A 17953-nucleotide genomic window follows, 5' to 3' on the forward strand; every position below is an offset into this window, starting at 1 on the left:
GTGCCCAAGATAGTTCGCTGGAAACGGCGCGTGAAAATAGGTAGTCGCCGACTTAAGTAAAGCTCTGAGATGAAAGTCTCAGGGCTTTTTTGTTGTGTATTACCAAAATGCGAAGATACAGTTTGTTCAAACCGCGCATAGCGTACTGCTTGACAAACTGACTACTATGTAATACAATGTAGATAGGCTACAACGCATTGCATAGTAGATAGAAAGGAGGAAGCGGATTGGAAAATAATGCACAGCTGCTAAAGGGTGTATTGGAATATTGCGTGCTGCGGCTGATTGAAAAAGAACCAACCTATGGCTATGAAATAGTGATGCAGTTAAAACAGGTCGGTTTTGCAGAGATCAGCGAAAGCACGCTGTATCCGCTGCTTTTACGCCTGGAGCAGCAGGAGAAGGTGACAGTGGAGCGGCGACCTTCTCCCAAGGGACCAAGCCGGAAGTACTATGTGATCACCGAAAGGGGGACGGATTCTCTTTTGGATTTTCAACAGGAATGGAACCGCCTGTGCGGTTTGGTAGAAAAGATTTTTCGGGAGGATAGAAGATGAATAACTATTTCACCTTGCGAAGAGCGAACCGTCTGCGCGTAAAACTGCTCAACAGCAAAAGCCAGGAGCAAATCAGAGAGGTTATTCGATATCTGCGGCGTACCAGTTGGGATGAGTGCGGCGTAGAGCTGATATACAGTGACCTGATCGATATGGCGGTGCAGGCCAATGAGAATGAGCAGGAACTGTTCAACGTGATTGAGGATGCAAAAACCTTTGCTGAGGAGGTTAAGTCAAGCCTTAAAACTTTGAGGACTGGAGATTATTTCTGGTTTGTGGCACCACTGTATTTCTTCTTTGGCTGGGGGATAGGGGGGCTGCTGCTGTATCCGGTGGTTCCGGACTGGGTGTTTGAACTCTCACTTGGGTATTTGGTGCAGCTTGTGGTCTGCATAACTGCTTTTTGCTGGCTGTTCCGGAAGATGATGGAGCAGGCGGGGTTTCCGCCAAGCAAGCATCGTCTGAAATACTGCGGCTGGCTGGTGCTTTATATTGCAGTGCTGTATGCAACAGGTGCATTTTTTACACGGATCGCTGGAGCTTTTGTTTTGCTGCGCCTGCCGATTTTGCCTTATGCCCTTTTTAGCCTCCTGCTGGGTGCGGGGTTGTATGGCATAAAATTTTGGAAGTATGGCAAAGATGAACGCTTGAGAGAACGTATCTGAATCCTCCTTATGATGTACGTCTGCCGGGCCGTGGAAAACGAGTTCATCCCTGACCTGAACAAAGTAAAGAAGCGCTTCATCCTCTCCCGGATGAGGCGCTTCTTTTCTCATAGATGATGGGTGCTTACTGCCCTCCGTGGCGGCGGGCCTCGGCGGCAAGCTCCTGCTGCAGCGCGGCCTTGCGATGGTCGAGCAGCAGGTCTTTGTTGTACCGGAAATAGCGGTCACAGCCATTTTCGGTGATGAAGGCATGGGAGGCGGGATTCAAGGTCAGCTCCGTGACGAACACCACCATCTCCTGGCTTTCGGCAAAGGCATTCTCCATAAAGTCAAATGCAGCTTCCAGTGCGGCGCTGGCGGCTTCCTGTGCCTGATCCCGGGCCTCTGCAAGGGACTGGAACTGTATGCGCAGGAGATCAAAGGCGGGCTGTGTGCTCACAGCATTGGCACGGCGCAGCTCCGCATCCCAGCTGCGGAGGGCGGCATATACCTGCAGGCGGGTATTCAGCGCGTCATGGCTCAGCAGACCGGCGGCACGCTTGCGCTGGGTCTCGGCATCATAGTCCGTGACCATCTGACCGAACAGGGTAAGCTCCCCATCCGGGATGTCTGCAGGCAGGGTGGAAAAGCCCTGTTTGGCCTCCCTCAGGAAGGCGTAGCAGGCATCGGCAACGGCATCGGCCTGCCGGGAAGCAGTGAACCGGGTGTTCAGACCGGATAGAATCAGACTGACCAGCGAGAGCCGTTCATCAAACGGTGCATTGAGCAGGCGGGCATAAACGGCAGGCTTGACCTGACCGGCCAGGATCTCCTCTACGCCGTAGTCATCACGATACTTATAATAGAGATCAAGATAGGCAGAGAAGTCCTCTGCGATCTTCTGGTGCTGGAGATACTGCCGGATGAGTGCTTCATCTGCCTGCAGGCCCAGCGATTCATAGGTGTCCAGCAGGTTGGACAGATCCTCCCAGCCGCGGGCAGTGACGAACTGTGTGCCGTCCACATCGGCGTTGATCTGGTAGAAATTCTGGGGATGCAGATCGAGGTAGCTCAGGATGGCACTGTGGATGTGGGCTGTGCGGGCGTAATCTTTCCATACCTGCAGGTCGGGCTCAATGTCCATCCGACGGACACGGTCCAGCGTGACGATATCGAAATCGCGGACGGATTTGTTATACTCCGGCGGGTTGCCTGCCGCCACGATGACCCAGCCGGCAGGCACTGCCTGGTTGCCGAAGGTCTTGCACTGCAGGAATTGCAGCATGGTGGGGGCCAGCGTCTCAGAAACGCAGTTGATCTCGTCGATGAAGAGGATGCCCTCTTTCAGGCCGGTGGCTTCCATCTTGGCGTAGACGCTGGAAATGATCTCGCTCATGGTGTATTCGGTCACAGAGACATCCTTGTCGCCGTAATGGCGCTGCCGGATGAAGGGCAGGCCCACGGCGCTCTGGCGGGTGTGGTGGGTGATGGTGTAGGCCACCAGTGCCACGCCGCACTCCCGGGCGGCCTGCTCCATGATCTGGGTCTTGCCGATGCCCGGAGGGCCCATCAGCAGGATGGGGCGCTGCCGGATGGAGGGAATGGCATACTCGCCCAATGCGTCCTTGGCCAGGTAGGCTTTGACAGTGTGTTCAATCTCTTCTTTGGCGCGTTTGATATTCATAAGTTCACATCCTCACGAGTTGTTCAATTCACGGTAAGGGTCGTCCTCTTCGGCCAGCGCGTCGGCCAGTGCCGATGCGGCCCGGGCCGTTGGCCCTGAAAATTCATCCTCATCCAGAACCACCTTCATGGCCCAGGGGGGAACGTTGGCATCATCGAATTTTTCGCCCAGGAACAGGAACGCGGTATCGTAGGCCGGGCGGCGGGCCGGGTAGGTGCCCATGCCATCGGTAAAATAGAGCAGGCCCCGCAGGTTGGAGAACTTCTTCTCGGCGCAGAGCTGGTTCACATATTCAAAGGCAGGCCGGAAATCGGTGCCGCCGCCGCCCCGCAGCTCAAAGTGGTTCATGGCATGGATGAGCTCGTCTTCGTTACGGATGAGCAGATCCTGCCGGATGGCGTTGTCTGCCTGAATGAGATGCAGATTCATCCGGTGGAAGAAGTTCTCCCGCCCTTTCAGCAGGGTATAGGTCTCGGCCAGAAAGGCCCGTACCAGCTCGCCGGAGGTGGAGTAGCTGGTGTCAATGACCAGCGCCAGTTCCTCGATCTTCTTGCTCTCCCGGGTCTCCAGGGGCTCGATCAGGGGCATGTTGCCGTAGACCGACAGGCCGTAGGTGTAGAAGTTCAGGTCGAACTCATCCGGATCGAGGTGGACCTCCTCCCGGGTCACGCAGAACCGCCGCAGGAAATCCTGATAGCTCCGGCGGCTGCGATTGGCGGCCTTGACCTGCTGCTTCAGGGCATCGGCACCGTCACCGGCTTCCTTGTCCCGCAGGTCCAGCTCGGTCTGCATCCGCTCACCGATCTTCTGCCACGTCTTCTGGGGCAGGGGCGTGGGCATCTGCTGGGGCTGCTCGGGGGCATCCTTGGGCCACAGGCGGTGGTCATCGGTGTAGAATTCCCGCTCCAGCTGGCGCAGAATGCCGGGGGTCTGGCCAGCCAGCCACCGGTAAGCCGGGGCAGCGGCCACCACCCTGCCCTCCGCGGCAATGGCGGCGTAGGCGTTCTGGCGCACCCAGGTCAGCGGGCGCTTGACACTGGAACGGTTCAGGCTGTCCAGCACATTCTCCACGGCGATATCGCAGGCCAGATTCCACAGCCGGGCATCCCGCTTGCCCTTGAGCCAGAGATGCCGGAATACGCAGTGGAATACCGTGTGCAGATACAACCGATTGAGATATTTTGGGTTCTCCTGGTAGAGCCGCAGCAGGGCGCTGGGCTGATAATAGAGGTTCACGCCGTCTGTGGCCAGCACGCCGCACCGCTCGTCCGGTACCGGGGCCAGGGCACTGAGCGCCATATCCAGAAAGCGGAAATCAAGGTACAGCCCGCTGCGCACCACAGCCAGAACCTCGCCGCCCATCCGGGCCTGCCACTCCTCGTGGGTCTCAGGGCGTTTGGATGCAAAGGGCTTGCGGGGGTCGAAGAATTTTTCTTTTTCAGAAATCAAAATCATACCTCCGCTTCTTCGGGGCGGAACCCCTCTTTTTGTGCTCTGCGTCGGCCAGCAGTGCAGCAGCAGCTGCGTTGTCTGCCTTGGCGGCAAGCGCCGCGCCCTCAGCAAAGGCAGCAGAATCCAGCACATCCAGCGCCAGCAGATCCTTTATGCTGTCGGTATCCTGTGCCTTCAGCAGGCGCTGGAGCACAAGGCCGGTGTGAGCGGCCAGAAATTCCCGGTAGGAGGCCTTTGCCTTTTCGGCCAGGTTCCATGGCCAGCGCAGGCGGTCGAAGCAGAGCATGGCCGCCACGCCCTGATCCTCGGCGGCGTGGCCGTCCGGGAAGATGGCATCATATTCTGCGGAAAGGACTTTTCCATCCAGAAAACACTGCCTGTAATGATATCCCTGTCCAGAAAAGGTGTGAAGCAGGATGTGGGCGGGGCTTTCCTCTACATCCTCCCAGTAGGCGGGGTACCACAGCCCCGCCCGGGGATGCGCTTCGCCCGGGAGCCAGAACAGTGCCCGCACAGCCTCGGTGATGTTGTTCACAAGGGCGAACAGGCCGGTCTTTTCCTCGGGAGCGGCCCGGACAAGGAGGTCTGCCAGCGCAAAGCAGTTCAGAAACACATCGCTGCCCACGGTCAGATCTCCGGCTCCCACACTGAGCCGCCGCAGCCTGCGGCAGTTGTAAAAGGCGCAGCTGCCGATGACCTGCAGGCTGTCCGGCAGGGTGATCTCCTCCACGAAATTGCCGCACACCGGGTGCAGATCCTCCGGGGCAGCAGGCCCTTCCCCGAAGTCAAGGTCATAGCGGCCGTGCTGTCCGGTCAGGTCACGGCCAAAGGCCTGCACAAGGGTGCAGGTGCCGTCCGGGCCGACTTCATAGCGGCAGAGCGCATCGGCCCCGGGCAGGCTTCTGGGCCTCTCGGAGAAGCAGTAGTCCCCCAGCTCGGTGATGGTCAGCACCCCGCCCTCCGGGCCCGGTACGCTTGCGGGAAGGGCCGCACAGGGCGTGTCGCCGTAAACACGGGTCAGGCGGGCGGTGTTCTTCTGTAACGGGATGATATCGATAAACATAGGGTCTCCTAACAAAAAAACTGCTGCACGGGCAGAGCCGTGCAGCAGTTGGGAGGGATGCGGTTACTGTGCGGCCTGTGAAGAAGCGGTAGAGGCGGCCGCATTGTCGGCAGCTGGAACCGTGCCGGTATTGGCAATATACAGGCTGAGGAACACACCCATGATGAGGGTGGCAACAGCCATCAGGATCGCATTCCGGATCAGATGCTTTTTCATCTGTTTGTACTCCTTTGAAAGGATTTACTTTGCAGGCTTGAAGCTGTCGCGCAGGGTGACCACGCGGTTGTACACGCCGGGGTTCTTGCTGTCCGGGGTGAAGAAGCCGGTGCGGACAAACTGGAACTTCTCGCCGGGCTTGGCATCCTTCAGGCTCTCTTCCAGCTTGCAGCCCTTGCGCACCACAACGCTCTCGGGGTTCAGGTAATCCTTGTAGTCGCTGCCCTCGGGGATGGCGTTCATGTTGGCCTCGGTAAACAGCTTGTCATACAGGCGGACTTCAGCATCCACAGCGTGGTCAGCGCTGACCCAGTGGATGGTGCCCTTGACCTTGCGGCCATCGGCGGGGTTGCCGTTGCCGGTCTCAAGGTCGGCGGTGCAGTGGATGGCGGCGATGCTGCCGTCGGGGTTCTTCTCCACGCTCTTGCACTTGACGATGTAAGCGCCCATCAGACGAACCTCGCCGCCAATGGTCAGACGCTTGAACTTCGGGGGCGGCACCTCGGCAAAGTCCTCACTCTCGATCCACAGCTCGCGGGTAAAGGCGACCTTACGGGTGGAGGCATCGTTGGCTTCGCGGTTGGGGTTGTTGGCCACCTCAAAGAACTCGGTCTTGTCGGCGGGATAGCTGTCCACGACCAGCTTTACAGGGTCCAGCACGGCGATCCGGCGCTGGGCGGTCAGGTCCAGCTCACTGCGGATGCAGGCTTCCAGCTGACGCATGTCGATCAGGTTGTCGGACTTGGAGATGCCGGCCTCCCGCACAAAGGTGAAGATGGAGGTGGGGGTGTAGCCGCGGCGGCGCAGGCCGCACAGGGTCGGCATCCGGGGATCATCCCAGCCGTCCACGATGCCCATTTCCACCAGCTCGCGCAGGTAGCGCTTGCTCATCACGGTGTTGGTCATGTTCAGGCGGGCGAACTCGCGCTGCTTGGGGAACTCGGTGCCAAAGATATTCTCGATGACCCAGTTGTACAGGGGACGATGATTCTCGAACTCCAGGCTGCACATGCTGTGGGTGATGCCCTCAATGGCATCCTGGATGGGATGCGCAAAATCGTACATGGGGTAGATGCACCACTTATTGCCCTGGCGGTGGTGTTCAGCATACTTGATGCGGTAGATGGCCGGGTCGCGCATGTTCATGTTGGGGCTGGCCAGGTCGATCTTGGCACGCAGGGTCTTTTCGCCCTCCTGGAACTCACCGGCACGCATCCGGCGGAACAGGTCCAGATTCTCCTCCGGGGTGCGGTCACGCCACGGAGAGGGACGGCTGGGCTTGCCGGCATCGGCACCACGGTACTCGCGCATCTCGTCACGGGTCAGGTCGTCCACGTAGGCCTTGCCCTCCAGGATGAGCTTCTCGGCGTACTCGTAGCACTTGTCAAAGTAATCGCTGCCATAGAAGATGCCGCCGTTGGGGTCAGCGCCCAGCCAGTGCAGATCCTCAATGATGCTGTTGACATACTCCTCACCCTCGCGGGCGGGGTTGGTGTCGTCCAGGCGCAGGTTGAACTTGCCGCCATACTGGTTTGCGATGGACCAGTTGATGTAGATGGCCTTGGCGCTGCCGATGTGCAGGTAGCCGTTGGGCTCCGGCGGGAAGCGGGTATGGATCTCGCTGATCTTGCCCTCGGCCAGGTCAGCATCGATGATCTCCGTCAAAAAGTTTTTATCTGCCATAGTGGTTTCCCCCTTGGTTTCAGGGCATCGCAGCCCGGAATTACACTTTCTTTCAATACACTTTATAATACACCATTTTTGGCTCTGCTTCAAGGCAAAAATACAAAGTAAGGGTGGTTTTCGGTGCCATGAGCAGATTTCCGCATTCTGCGCACTTGACGAATGCGCAAAAAAAGGGTATAGTATGATAGTATTCAGATTTTACGGGGTGTTGCGCAGTTGGTAGCGCGCCTGCTTTGGGAGCAGGAGGCCGCGAGTTCGAGTCTCGCCACTCCGACCACGAGAAAAGCCACGATAAACCGTTTATAAGCGCGGTTTTGTCGTGGCTTTGTTTCTGTCATTTAGATGATATAATCATTCCCCGCCTGATCGGGTGCGGCGAGGTCGGCCAGAGTGATCTTGCCAAAGTAGTCGGCGATCATGTCGTTCAGGCCCTTCCACATCGTATAGGTTCTGCAGTTGGGCAGCCGCTCGCAGGCGGGAGCACCGGGCACAAGGCAGCTCACGGGGGCAAGGCTGCCCTCGGTCAGCAGCAGGATCTCTGCCACAGTGTACTGGTCGGGGGTGCGGGTCAGCCGGTAGCCGCCGCCCTTGCCGCGCAGACCTTCCAGAAAGCCGTTCTGCACCAGCACCTTCAGGATGTTTTCCAGATATTTTTCCGAGATCTCCTGCCGTTCGGCGACCTCCTTCAGCGGCACATACCGCTCCGCCTGGTGTTCGGCCAGGTCGATCATTACGCGCAGTGCATAACGGCCCTTGGTTGAAACGATCATAGCTTTTCTCCTTATCAACCCCTCAGACGCTTTGCGCCAGCGGCCCAGTCAGGGGCGGCAATGCGCAGGCATGGATGGTGGGGTTGTCCTCTTCTCATTAACAAACCTATTATACAACAGGGTTTGTAACTTTTCAATCGCTTTTTCGTTTTTCCATTGACAAAGGGGGAAAAGAGGACTATAATACCATCAAACCTACAAACTATGTTGGTTTACAGGAAATATGGAATGCGTCAGAATAACATCCCGGGCTCTGCGCCCGCAGAGGGAGGACTTTTACTATGAGCAAGATTTACACTTCCGCAGATCAGCTGATTGGCCACACTCCGCTGCTGGAGCTGACCCATATTGAGAAGGAAGCAGACCTGAAGGCCACCGTTCTGGCCAAGCTGGAATACTTCAACCCCGCCGGCTCTGTCAAGGATCGCATTGCCAAGAAGATGATCGACGATGCCGAGGCCACCGGCAAGCTGAAGCCCGGTTCCGTGATCATTGAGCCTACCTCCGGCAACACCGGCATTGGTCTGGCCGCTGTGGCCGCTGCCAAGGGCTACCGCATCATCATCGTGATGCCCGAGACTATGAGCGTGGAGCGCCGCCAGCTGATGAAGGCTTACGGCGCAGAGCTGGTCCTGAGCGAGGGCGCAAAGGGCATGAAGGGTGCCATTGCCAAGGCGGATGAGCTGGCAAAGGAGATTCCCAACGCCTTTATCCCCGGCCAGTTCGTGAACCCTGCCAATCCGCAGGCACACATCGAGACCACCGGCCCTGAGATCTGGGAGGACACCGATGGTCAGGTCGATCTCTTTGTGGCTGGCGTTGGCACCGGCGGCACCGTTACCGGCGTGGGCAAGTACCTCAAGAGCAAGAACCCCAATGTCAAGGTCGTAGCTGTGGAGCCTGCCTCCTCTCCTGTGCTGAGCAAGGGCGTTGCAGGTGCGCACAAGATCCAGGGCATCGGCGCGGGCTTTGTGCCGGATGTGCTGGATACCAAGGTCTACGATGAGATCATCACCGTGACCAATGAGGATGCCTTTGCGACCGGCCGCTTGATCGGCCACAAGGAAGGCGTTCTGGTGGGGATCTCTTCCGGTGCAGCGGTCTGGGCTGCGCTGGAGCTGGCAAAGCGCCCCGAGAACGCAGGCAAGAAGATCGTTGCTCTGCTGCCCGATACCGGCGACCGTTACCTGTCCACCCCGCTGTTTGCCGAATAAGCTGTAACCCCACAAGCCGCTGCGCAGAAATTTTTGCGCAGCGGCTTTTTTTGTGCTACAATAAACCCATCAATTCCAAGGAGAACTCTGTTATGAACTACTACGCCGCCCCGATGGAGGGGCTGACAGACCGCATCTGGCGGCAGGCCCACCAGCGCTGGTTCGGTGCACCGGAGGCCCCGGTGCGGTACTATGCGCCGTTTCTCTCGCCGCCGGAGAACCGGGTGCTCATCAAAAAGAAGATGGCTGAGCTGGAACCGGCGGCCAACCCGGGGGTGCAGGTCATCCCGCAGCTGCTGGCAAAGGACGGCGAACTTGCGGCCTGGATGATCGGGGAACTGCGCCGGATGGGCTATACCGAGGTCAACCTGAACTTCGGGTGTCCCTCCGGCACCGTGACAGCCAAGGGCAAGGGTTCCGGAATGCTCCGGGACCCGCAGAAGCTGGATGCCTTTCTGGACGCTGTTTTTTCGCAGGCAGGTGGGTCGGTGTCGGTCAAGACCCGGTTGGGCGTGGCCCGGGCGGAGGAGTTCGGGGAGATCCTGGACGTTTACAACAAATACCCCCTCTGCGAGCTGACCATCCATCCCCGGGTGATGAAACAGCTCTACCGCGGCCAGGCCGACCGGGAAGCCTTTGCTGCCTACCTGCCCGCCTGCACTGCTCCGGTCTGCTACAACGGCGATGTGACCACCGTGGATGACCTGCGGGCACTGGAAGCGGCATTCCCGGAACTGTCTGGCATCATGGTGGGCAGGGGCCTCATCGCAGACCCTGCCCTTCTGCGCAAGGCTGTGGGCGGCCCTGCCGCTTCCCGGGAAGAACTGCGCGGCTACCATGATGAACTCTATCACGGCTACACCGAAGCCTTTGGGATGGCCAGCTGTGCCGTGAGCCGGATGAAAGCCCACTGGTTCTATCTCATCCACCTTTTCGATGGGGCCGACGCACTGGAAAAGCCCCTGCGCAAGGCCCGGGAAGGCTGGGAGTATGAGACGGTGGTGAACCAGATCTTTGCCTGCTGGCCAAAATAAAAGCCCGCCGCCTCCTGCGAGGCAGCGGACTTGTGTAAGCGCGGCTCAGACGTTCAGGTAGCTGCGGAGCATGGCCTGCAGCAGATCGTCACGGTCAACTTTGCGGATGAGGGAGCGGGCTCCCTTGTATGTGGTGATATAGGTGGGATCTTCGGACAGGATATAGCCCACCAGCTGATTGACCGGATTGTAGCCCTTTTCCTTTAATGCATCGTACACCTGCTGTACGATCTCGTGAATCTCGTAGTCCTTTTTGTCGTGGATCGAAAAAATAGCAGTCGCGTCGCCCACGCAATGCACCCCCTTCGGTATCCCTCTCGCATTCCGTTCCGAGAGGTCATTGGAACTTATAGCCCATTGTACACGAAATGAACGCTGACTTCAAGATTCCAAGCTGGAATTTGCACACTTTGCCTAAAAATTTTTGAAAATTTGAGTAAAAAGAACGGAGCGAATTTTCCCGTTCAGGAGGTTTTTCATGGTCTACGGAATCGGCTGCGACCTGTGCAGCATTGCGCGGATGGAAAAGAGCCTGCTGGGTCCCCATGGCGCGGTCTTTGCACGCCGGGTGTTCGGCCCGGCGGAGCAGGCGGCACTGGGCCTGCCTCTGGCAGAAGAAGAGGGCACGGCCCGCCGCACCGCCCATACCGTGGCCAGCGCGGCGGCGGACTTTGCGGCCAAGGAGGCTTTCCTCAAGGCGGCGGGCACCGGTCTGCGGGAGCCCTTCTCCCTCTGCGAGATCGAAGCCGTCCGCCTGCCCGGCGGGGCACCGGCCTATCGCTTTTCCGGCCGGAGCGCCCAGTGGGTGGAAGCACGCCGCCTGCGGGCACATCTCTCCCTGAGCCATGAAGACGGCATGGCCATGGCGTACTGCATCCTGGAAACGGAAACCTGAACTTCCCGTCTGCATACAATGGAATAAGCCCGCGCGTGCATAGCGGCCCTGCAGTCGGCTCATACTAAAGGCAGAGCGACTGAGGATGCGCAAAACGCACCACATAGCGGGCGCATCCTCCAAGATCAGGGAGGGAAGATTCCATGGAGGTACACAGAGGAGAAGTTTTTTACGCCGATCTTTCGCCGGTGGTGGGCTCGGAACAGGGCGGCATTCGGCCGGTGCTCATCGTCCAGAACGAGATCGGCAACCGGCACAGCCCCACCGTGATTGCAGCGGCCATTACATCCCGGCTGGACAAAGCCCGCCTGCCCACCCATATCAACATCCGGGCGGCAGATACCGGCCTTGCCAAGGACAGTGTGGTGCTGCTGGAACAGATCCGCACACTGGATAAGCACCGCCTGCGCGAGCGGGCCGGGCAGATCACGCCTGAGGATCAGCGCCGGGTGAATCAGGCACTGGATGTCAGCCTTGGGCTGGACAGCTACTGACAAAAAAATGAGACTGCCAAGGCCTGGCAGTCTCATTTTTTTGATGATTCCGGTTATTTTACGCTGTCCTGCGCGTCGTGGAGCAGGGCATATTCGCGGATCTTTTCCAGCGTCTGCTCGCTCAGGATATGCTCTGCCTTGCAGGCATCCTCGGCGGCGACCTCCTCGTCCACGCCCAGCTGCACAAAGAAGTGGGTCAGCAGGCGGTGGCGGCTGTAAATGCGCTCTGCGATCTCGCGGCCCGGTTCCAGCAGGGTCAGGTTGCCCTCACCGTCCACCGCGATATAGCCGTTCTCCCGCAGCTTCTTCATGGCAATGCTCACGCTTGCCTTGGTATAGCCCAGCTCATTGACCACGTCGATGGAACGGACACGGCCCATTCTCTGGTTGAGCATCAGGATCGTTTCAAGATAATCTTCTGCGGATTGGTGGATCTGCATGGTATCGGCCTCCTGCCTTCTTGATTCCCGGCCCGGGGCTGAAAACGCACGTCGGTTCGGTTTGTTATAGAATACCACATTCTCCCGGGGGATGCAAGCAATCCCTGAAAGTTTGTTAAAACAAACCAACTGAAACATGAAAAATCTGTGGGTTTGTGCGCAGGAACCACCGGTCAGCAGGCGGGGGGAAGGGGAAGAGGAAGGTAAAAGGAAGGTTTTTTGTGTGAAACTCACAGTCTCCAACGTGTTTTTGAACAACAGCTGTGCAAGCCGCAGAAAATGGCTCCAAGACAGAAATTAGGTGTGTCGAAATCTGTTTTTTGTGATAAAATAAAAACAGATATGCGCTTTCAGCATCTGATTTCATCGTCAAGACAACAGGAACATTGAAGGAGTTGTAAGTATGTCCAACGAGATCAATCCGATGGCATTTTTCCAGGAACCCAGCGTGGCAGACCTGCGTCTGCTGGCCTGCCCCGGTGCAGAGGAGCTGACCAAGCTGATCGACCAGCATCTGGTGGAATGGGCAAAGTCCGCAGGCGTGGAGAAGGATAGCTTTATCATCCCCTGCGAGTGCCCCCGCTTCCAGAGCGGTGACGCAAAGGGCCTGGTCAGGGAGTCTGTGCGCGGCGACGATATCTTTATCGTTATCGATCCGGGCAATTACAGCGTTACCTACAACCTGTTCGGTTACGAGAACCACCTCTCCCCGGATGACCACTTTGCCAACCTCAAGCGCCTGATCCAGGCAGTGGCCGGCAAGGCACACCGTGTGTCCGTTATCATGCCCAGCCTGTACGGCGGCCGTCAGCATCGCCGCGTGGTTCGCGAGAGCCTGGACTGCGCTGTGGCCCTGCAGGAGCTGCAGACCATGGGCGTGCGCAACATCATCACCTTTGATGCCCACGATCCCCGCGTTCAGAACGCTGTGCCGCTGCTCAGCTTCGACAATGCAATGCCCACCTATCAGGTGCTCAAGAGCCTGCTGAAGAAGAACCCCGAGATCAGCTTTGATAAGGAGAAGTTCATCGTGGTCAGCCCCGACGAGGGTGCCATGAACCGCAACATGTACTTCTCCAGCGTGCTGGGCTGCAACCTGGGTATGTTCTATAAGCGCCGCGATTACACCCGCGTGGTGAACGGCCGCAACCCCATTGTGGCACACGAGTACCTGGGTGATTCCGTTGAGGGCAAGACTGTCTTTATCGCCGACGATATCATCGCTTCCGGCGAGAGCATGCTGGAGGTTGCAGGCAACCTGAAGGAGCGCGGCGCTGCCCGCATCATTGCCAACGCGACTTTCCCGCTGTTCACCAGCGGCCTGAAGAAGTTCGATCAGGCAGTTGCCGATGGCAAGCTGGACTACGTTGTGGGCACCAACCTGACCTACCGCCAGCCCGAGCTGCTGACCCGCGACTGGTATGTTGACGTGGATGTCTCCAAGTATGCTGCCTACTTCGTGGTGGCACTGAACCACGATATGTCTGTTTCCAGCATCATCGATCCCATCAAGAAGATCGAGGCTCTGCTGGCAAAGCGCGGCTGATCAGAAAAAATGCAATGCAAAAGGAGCTGTACTCCCGCGGGGGTACAGCTCCTTTTTGTATGTACAGCATTTGGCAGAAGCCGGGGCTGCTGTTCCTCAGCGGTTCCGGTAGGCCTCTGGGCCTTCCAGATACAGATCCCCGCCGTGGGCATCCAGGATGACAGTCAGGGGCATGTCCTGCACGGTCAGGCGGCGGACAGCCTCACAGCCGAGGTCGGGCCAGGCGATGACTTCCAGCGTCTGGACACTCTTGGCCATCAGGGCACCGGCACCGCCCAAAGCGGCCAGATAGACTGCACCGTTGCGGACAACGGCCTCCTTGACAGCGGCATCCCGCTTGCCCTTGCCGATCATAATTTTGTTGCCCAGGTCCAGCAGGCGGGGGCTCATGGCATCCATCCGGCCGCTGGTGGTGGGGCCGGCAGAGCCGATGACCTCACCCGGGCGCTCCGGGGTGGGGCCGACGTAGTAGATAGCGCTGCCCTCAAGGTCGAAGGGGAGCGGTTCGCCCCGGTCCAGTGCTTCGATCATCCGCTTGTGGGCCTGATCCCGGGCGGTATACACCACGCCGGAGAGCAATACGGTATCGCCTGCCCTGAGGGGGGCCAGATCCTGGGCGGTGCAGGGGGTGGTCAGTCTGTATTCCATTGCAAAGCCCCTCCTTACAGCTGGGCCGACGCGCGGCGGGTGACATGGCAGGAAACGTTCACGGCCACGGGCAGGCCCGCCACATGGGTGGGCATCTGCTCAATGGCAAGGCCCAGACAGGTGGTCTGGCCGCCAAAGCCCTGCGGGCCGATGCCCAGCTCATTGATGGCGGTCAGCAGCTCCCGCTCCAGACCGGCATAATAGGGATCGGGGTTGGGAACATCCAGCGGGCGGAGCAGTGCCTTTTTGGCCAGATAAGCCACCTTGTCAAAGCTGCCGCCTACGCCGATGCCCAGCACGATGGGCGGGCAGGGGTTGGAACCGGCCAGCTGGACGGTCTCCAGCACGAACTTCCGGAAGCCCTCCACGCCGTCGGCGGGCTTGAGCATCTGGATGCGGCTCATGTTCTCGCTGCCAAAGCCCTTGGGGGCCACGGTGATGGTGCAGCCGTCGCCGTCTGCCAGATGAACGGTGATGGCGGCGGGGGTGTTGTCGCCGGTGTTGCCCCGGCGCAGCGGGTCGGCCACGATGCTCTTGCGCAGGTAGCCGTCGGTGTAGCCGCGGCGCACGCCCTCGTGGATGGCGGCTTCAAAGCTGCCGTCGATATGGACATCGGTGCCCAGCTCCACAAACACGCAGGCCATGCCGGTGTCCTGGCAGATGGGCAGGTCTTTTTCTCTGGCGGCGCTCAGGTTGGACCACAGCAGGTCCAGGGTATTCTTTGCCAGCGGCCAGGGCTCTTCCTGCCGGGCCTTGTCCAGCGCCGCCTGCACATCCTGCGGCAGGCGGGTGTTGGCCTCGATGCAGAGCCGGGCTACGGTATCGGTGATGGCTTGTGCGGAGATGTTCCTCATCTCGTGTTCCTCCCTTTACAGGCGGGCAACGCCGGTCTCGCGGGCAGCCTTTGCCACGGCAGCAGCCACGGCCTCGGCCACACGGGGGTCGAACGCGCCGGGGATAATGTTCTCCTCGCTGCGGTCGGCATCGGTGATCAGGTCAGCGATGGCATAGGCTGCGGCCAGCTTCATCTGATCGTTGATATCGCGGGCGCGGACGCTCAAAGCTCCCTTGAACAGGCCCGGGAAGCAGAGCACATTGTTGACCTGGTTGGGGAAGTCGCTGCGGCCGGTGGCCATCACGCGCACGCCGCCTGCCTTGGCATCGTCCGGCATGATCTCCGGGGTGGGGTTGGCCATGGCAAAGACGATGGCATCCTTGTTCATGGTCTTGCACAGCTCGGTGGTCAGGATGCCGGGGCGGGACACGCCGATGAACACGTCGGCTCCCTCGATGGCTTCCTTCAGGCCGCCCTTGATCTGGCGGGGGTTGGTCACCTCGCCCAGCCAGTTCTTGTGGGCCTCGGCGCTGTTGCAGCCCTTGTACAGTGTGCCGAACTGGTCCACGGCCACGATATCCTTGGCACCGGCGGTCATCAGCATCTTGATGATGGCAGTACCGGCAGCGCCGGGGCCGTTCAGGACGATGTGCACGTCCTCCATCTTTTTGCCCACCACGCGCAGGGCGTTGATGAGGGCAGCGGTCACCACGATGGCGGTGCCGTGCTGGTCATCGTGGAACACGGGGATATCCAGCTCCCGCTCCAGCGTCTCTTCGATCTCAAAGCACTCGGGGCTCTTGATATCCTCCAGATTGATGCCGCCAAAGGTGGGGGCAATGGCCTTGCAGGCTGCGATCACGCTGGCGGCATCGTGGGCATCGATGCAGATGGGGAAGGCATCCACGCCGCCGAACTCCTTGAACAGCACGGCTTTGCCCTCCATCACAGGCAGACCGGCCTCGGGGCCGATGTCACCCAGGCCCAGCACGGCGGTGCCGTTGGAGACAACGGCCACCATGTTGCCCTTGAAGGTGTACTTATAAACATCGTCGGGGTTTTCCTTGATCCTGCGGCAGGGCTCGGCAACGCCGGGGGTGTAGGCGGTAGACAGGTCATCGCGGGTCTTGACCTCCACCTTGCTGGTAATGCCCACCTTGCCGTGGTGGGTCTCGTGCATTTCAAGGGCGGCTTTGTTGTAATCCATGGGGTGTTCCTCCGTTTGTATCGGGCGCTTCCCGCGGAAGGGAGCGGCCGGGGTTTCTCGTATCTCTTTTATTTTAACAGAACCGGGTGGGCATTTCCACCGGAAAAGCCGCTTTTTCGGCCGGTGCCCCGCAAAAGTCGGACAAACCAGGCGCTCTATTTGTGGAATTTCCGCAAAATTCTTTTCTTTTTCACTTTTGCCCTTTATAATAAGGTCTGTACTATGCGACACGAATCTGAACCCGGCGGGATGCCGGTGTTCCAACAGGAGGAACTTTATTTTGAAAAAGATCATCACAAAGGCGGTCTGCCTGCTCTGCGCCGGTGCGCTGGTGCTGGGCGCAGCAGGCTGCTCCAAGTCCGCTGACTCTTCTTCTGCCGCTTCCAGCACAGCCGCCGCTGTTTACGGCAGCGCGGAAGATTACGATTACGAGAACTTCTCCTACAGCAGCGGTCTGGACGAGAACGGCTACTGGGAGGGCGTGAAGGCGCTTGACTATGTCACCCTGCCCGAGAACTTTGCAAGCCTTACCTTCAAGCGTTCTGAGATCGAGCCCACCGAGGAGGAGATCCAGAGCGAGATCGACAGCCTGCTCAGCGACCACGCCACCGAGAAGCAGGTGACGGACCGTGCCGCAGCGGACGGTGATACCGTCAACATCGACTATGCCGGTTCCGTGGATGGCGTTGCGTTCAGCGGCGGCACTTACAGCGGCTACAGCCTGACCCTGGGCAGCGGTACTTTCGTCGATGGCTTTGAGGATCAGATCGTAGGCCACACCCCCGGCGAGACCTTTGATGTCACCGTGACCTTCCCGGAGGGATACAGCGATTCTACCGATTCCGAGGGCAACACCGTTGTCCTGAGCGGCAAAAAGGCTGTGTTCTCCGTTACCCTGAACTATATCAGCGAGAAGGTCCTGCCCGAGCTGACCGATGCGTGGGTGGCCGAGAACTACGGCGAGAGCGATGATGTTCACACCGTGGAGGAGCTGAAAGCGCTCTACCAGAAGATGCTCTACAACACCAACCTGCAGAACGCCATCATGGACGACCTGCTGGCGAACTCCACCTTCAAGGAGCTGCCCAAGGAGGTCACCGATTATCAGGTGAACCAGTGCCTGAACTACTACTACACCATGGCCAACTACTACGGCTACGATCTGGACAGCTTTGTGCAGACCGCCGCTGGCTATGAGAACGCCGATGACCTGCTGGAGGGGATGAGCGACAGCATCACCACCTACTCCAAGGAGGCTCTGCTTTATCAGGCAGTGGCCGAGACACTGGACATCGTGCCCACCCAGGAGCAGATCGATACCTATTCCTCCTACACCGGCACCTATGGTGAGAACTACTGCACCATGGTCGCCCTGATGGATGCCGTCACCGATGCGCTGACGGAAAGCGCAGTGGTGAGCTGAGTGCCCTGCCCCCATATCAAGAGAACTTGTGCCGCTTCGGGTCCGCCGGGGCGGCATTTTTGTCTTGTTTGCAAACAATTTGTGAATTGTTGCCGTACCATCGAAAACCCTATTGACAAAGTGGGGTGTTTGGAGTATAGTTTTA

At 58.9% G+C, this 17953-nt stretch carries 19 protein-coding genes and 1 tRNA gene; 9 read left to right on the forward strand and 11 right to left on the reverse strand.

Translation table 11 applies throughout. The features are described from left to right. Positions 1-227 precede the first annotated feature (227 nt). Positions 228-557 (forward strand): PadR family transcriptional regulator, encoded by a 330-nt coding sequence (locus J3352_RS12080; RefSeq protein ID WP_005936428.1) that lies wholly within the window; start codon positions 228-230, stop codon positions 555-557. Further along, on the forward strand, positions 554-1222 hold the full coding sequence (locus J3352_RS12085; protein ID WP_156067337.1) for a hypothetical protein: 669 nt from the start codon (positions 554-556) through the stop codon (positions 1220-1222). The genes J3352_RS12080 and J3352_RS12085 overlap by 4 nt, the downstream gene beginning before the upstream one ends. A gap of 124 nt (positions 1223-1346) precedes the next feature. On the opposite strand, the gene J3352_RS12090 is transcribed toward J3352_RS12085, so the two are convergent. The 5 genes from J3352_RS12090 to J3352_RS12110 all read right to left on the reverse strand — a co-directional run bounded on the left by J3352_RS12090 (position 1347) and on the right by J3352_RS12110 (position 7299). After that, a complete protein-coding gene (locus J3352_RS12090; RefSeq protein WP_156067339.1) occupies positions 1347-2885 on the reverse strand; it encodes an AAA family ATPase in 1539 nt (512 codons plus the stop codon). A gap of 12 nt (positions 2886-2897) precedes the next feature. Then, a complete protein-coding gene (locus J3352_RS12095; RefSeq protein WP_156067341.1) occupies positions 2898-4340 on the reverse strand; it encodes a VWA-like domain-containing protein in 1443 nt (480 codons plus the stop codon). Continuing rightward, on the reverse strand, positions 4324-5400 hold the full coding sequence (locus tag J3352_RS12100; protein WP_156067343.1) for a leucine-rich repeat protein: 1077 nt from the start codon (positions 5398-5400) through the stop codon (positions 4324-4326). Before J3352_RS12100 ends, J3352_RS12095 begins: the two co-directional genes overlap by 17 nt. A gap of 63 nt (positions 5401-5463) precedes the next feature. Then, a complete protein-coding gene (locus tag J3352_RS12105; RefSeq protein ID WP_005936439.1) occupies positions 5464-5616 on the reverse strand; it encodes a hypothetical protein in 153 nt (50 codons plus the stop codon). Positions 5617-5640: 24 nt separating this feature from the next. Further along, positions 5641-7299, reverse strand: coding sequence for a glutamine--tRNA ligase/YqeY domain fusion protein (locus tag J3352_RS12110; protein WP_156067345.1), 1659 nt, complete (start codon positions 7297-7299; stop codon positions 5641-5643). 204 nt (positions 7300-7503) lie between these two features. Between J3352_RS12110 and J3352_RS12115 the strand changes: the two genes are divergently transcribed. Continuing rightward, positions 7504-7579 (forward strand) — tRNA-Pro (locus tag J3352_RS12115). A 61-nt stretch (positions 7580-7640) separates the two neighbouring features. Here the strand turns inward: J3352_RS12115 and J3352_RS12120 are convergent. Beyond that, entirely contained in the window at positions 7641-8072 is a 432-nt protein-coding gene (locus tag J3352_RS12120) for an Rrf2 family transcriptional regulator (protein ID WP_005936443.1), read from the reverse strand. 281 nt (positions 8073-8353) lie between these two features. Between J3352_RS12120 and cysK the strand changes: the two genes are divergently transcribed. After that, the gene (gene cysK, locus J3352_RS12125; RefSeq protein WP_005936447.1) at positions 8354-9286 is read left to right on the forward strand and encodes a cysteine synthase A; all 933 of its coding nucleotides are present in this window, start codon (positions 8354-8356) and stop codon (positions 9284-9286) included. Between the two features lie 92 nt (positions 9287-9378). Further along, positions 9379-10320 (forward strand): tRNA-dihydrouridine synthase, encoded by a 942-nt coding sequence (locus J3352_RS12130; protein ID WP_005936449.1) that lies wholly within the window; start codon positions 9379-9381, stop codon positions 10318-10320. A 45-nt stretch (positions 10321-10365) separates the two neighbouring features. Here J3352_RS12130 and J3352_RS12135 read toward each other — a convergent pair whose 3' ends face one another. Then, entirely contained in the window at positions 10366-10611 is a 246-nt protein-coding gene (locus J3352_RS12135) for an IreB family regulatory phosphoprotein (protein ID WP_005936452.1), read from the reverse strand. Positions 10612-10798: 187 nt separating this feature from the next. Between J3352_RS12135 and J3352_RS12140 the strand changes: the two genes are divergently transcribed. Together J3352_RS12140 and J3352_RS12145 are read left to right on the forward strand one after the other, a co-directional pair. Beyond that, a complete protein-coding gene (locus J3352_RS12140) occupies positions 10799-11215 on the forward strand; it encodes a holo-ACP synthase (RefSeq protein WP_005936455.1) in 417 nt (138 codons plus the stop codon). Positions 11216-11358: 143 nt separating this feature from the next. Then, positions 11359-11709: a type II toxin-antitoxin system PemK/MazF family toxin gene (locus J3352_RS12145; protein ID WP_005936458.1), complete on the forward strand. Its 351-nt coding sequence runs from the start codon at positions 11359-11361 to the stop codon at positions 11707-11709. Positions 11710-11762: 53 nt separating this feature from the next. Here J3352_RS12145 and J3352_RS12150 read toward each other — a convergent pair whose 3' ends face one another. Next, positions 11763-12149, reverse strand: a complete 387-nt coding sequence (locus J3352_RS12150; RefSeq protein WP_035395062.1) for a metal-dependent transcriptional regulator — start codon at positions 12147-12149, stop codon at positions 11763-11765. 403 nt (positions 12150-12552) lie between these two features. Here J3352_RS12150 and J3352_RS12155 point away from each other — a divergent pair, with 403 nt between their 5' ends. Continuing rightward, positions 12553-13695: a ribose-phosphate pyrophosphokinase gene (locus J3352_RS12155; RefSeq protein ID WP_005936461.1), complete on the forward strand. Its 1143-nt coding sequence runs from the start codon at positions 12553-12555 to the stop codon at positions 13693-13695. Positions 13696-13791: 96 nt separating this feature from the next. Here the strand turns inward: J3352_RS12155 and J3352_RS12160 are convergent, their stop codons facing one another. From J3352_RS12160 to J3352_RS12170, 3 genes are read right to left on the reverse strand one after another with little or no spacing between them, the layout of a single operon-like run. Continuing rightward, positions 13792-14343, reverse strand: coding sequence for a Fe-S-containing hydro-lyase (locus J3352_RS12160; protein WP_005936462.1), 552 nt, complete (start codon positions 14341-14343; stop codon positions 13792-13794). A 14-nt stretch (positions 14344-14357) separates the two neighbouring features. After that, the gene (locus J3352_RS12165) at positions 14358-15197 is read right to left on the reverse strand and encodes a fumarate hydratase (RefSeq protein WP_156067347.1); all 840 of its coding nucleotides are present in this window, start codon (positions 15195-15197) and stop codon (positions 14358-14360) included. Positions 15198-15212: 15 nt separating this feature from the next. Next, a complete protein-coding gene (locus tag J3352_RS12170; RefSeq protein WP_097772743.1) occupies positions 15213-16385 on the reverse strand; it encodes an NADP-dependent malic enzyme in 1173 nt (390 codons plus the stop codon). A 280-nt stretch (positions 16386-16665) separates the two neighbouring features. On the opposite strand from J3352_RS12170, the gene J3352_RS12175 reads away from it, so the two are divergent. Next, positions 16666-17808: a trigger factor gene (locus J3352_RS12175; protein ID WP_242651707.1), complete on the forward strand. Its 1143-nt coding sequence runs from the start codon at positions 16666-16668 to the stop codon at positions 17806-17808. Positions 17809-17953: the final 145 nt, after the last annotated feature.

The organism is Faecalibacterium sp. Marseille-Q4164 (assembly GCF_017377545.1).
Classification (GTDB): Bacteria; Bacillota; Clostridia; order Oscillospirales; family Ruminococcaceae; genus Faecalibacterium; species Faecalibacterium duncaniae.

What these genes read in the sequence shown, in the direction of transcription:
- J3352_RS12085 (WP_156067337.1), top strand. Translation starts at nt 554, where the DNA reads ATGAATAACTATTTCACCTTGCGAAGAGCGAACCGTCTGCGCGTAAAA.
- J3352_RS12090 (WP_156067339.1), bottom strand. Translation starts at nt 2,885, where the DNA reads ATGAATATCAAACGCGCCAAAGAAGAGATTGAACACACTGTCAAAGCC.
- J3352_RS12095 (WP_156067341.1), bottom strand. Translation starts at nt 4,340, where the DNA reads ATGATTTTGATTTCTGAAAAAGAAAAATTCTTCGACCCCCGCAAGCCC.
- J3352_RS12100 (WP_156067343.1), bottom strand. Translation starts at nt 5,400, where the DNA reads ATGTTTATCGATATCATCCCGTTACAGAAGAACACCGCCCGCCTGACC.
- J3352_RS12105 (WP_005936439.1), bottom strand. Translation starts at nt 5,616, where the DNA reads ATGAAAAAGCATCTGATCCGGAATGCGATCCTGATGGCTGTTGCCACC.
- J3352_RS12110 (WP_156067345.1), bottom strand. Translation starts at nt 7,299, where the DNA reads ATGGCAGATAAAAACTTTTTGACGGAGATCATCGATGCTGACCTGGCC.
- J3352_RS12120 (WP_005936443.1), bottom strand. Translation starts at nt 8,072, where the DNA reads ATGATCGTTTCAACCAAGGGCCGTTATGCACTGCGCGTAATGATCGAC.
- cysK (WP_005936447.1), top strand. Translation starts at nt 8,354, where the DNA reads ATGAGCAAGATTTACACTTCCGCAGATCAGCTGATTGGCCACACTCCG.
- J3352_RS12130 (WP_005936449.1), top strand. Translation starts at nt 9,379, where the DNA reads ATGAACTACTACGCCGCCCCGATGGAGGGGCTGACAGACCGCATCTGG.
- J3352_RS12140 (WP_005936455.1), top strand. Translation starts at nt 10,799, where the DNA reads ATGGTCTACGGAATCGGCTGCGACCTGTGCAGCATTGCGCGGATGGAA.
- J3352_RS12145 (WP_005936458.1), top strand. Translation starts at nt 11,359, where the DNA reads ATGGAGGTACACAGAGGAGAAGTTTTTTACGCCGATCTTTCGCCGGTG.
- J3352_RS12150 (WP_035395062.1), bottom strand. Translation starts at nt 12,149, where the DNA reads ATGCAGATCCACCAATCCGCAGAAGATTATCTTGAAACGATCCTGATG.
- J3352_RS12155 (WP_005936461.1), top strand. Translation starts at nt 12,553, where the DNA reads ATGTCCAACGAGATCAATCCGATGGCATTTTTCCAGGAACCCAGCGTG.
- J3352_RS12160 (WP_005936462.1), bottom strand. Translation starts at nt 14,343, where the DNA reads ATGGAATACAGACTGACCACCCCCTGCACCGCCCAGGATCTGGCCCCC.
- J3352_RS12165 (WP_156067347.1), bottom strand. Translation starts at nt 15,197, where the DNA reads ATGAGGAACATCTCCGCACAAGCCATCACCGATACCGTAGCCCGGCTC.
- J3352_RS12170 (WP_097772743.1), bottom strand. Translation starts at nt 16,385, where the DNA reads ATGGATTACAACAAAGCCGCCCTTGAAATGCACGAGACCCACCACGGC.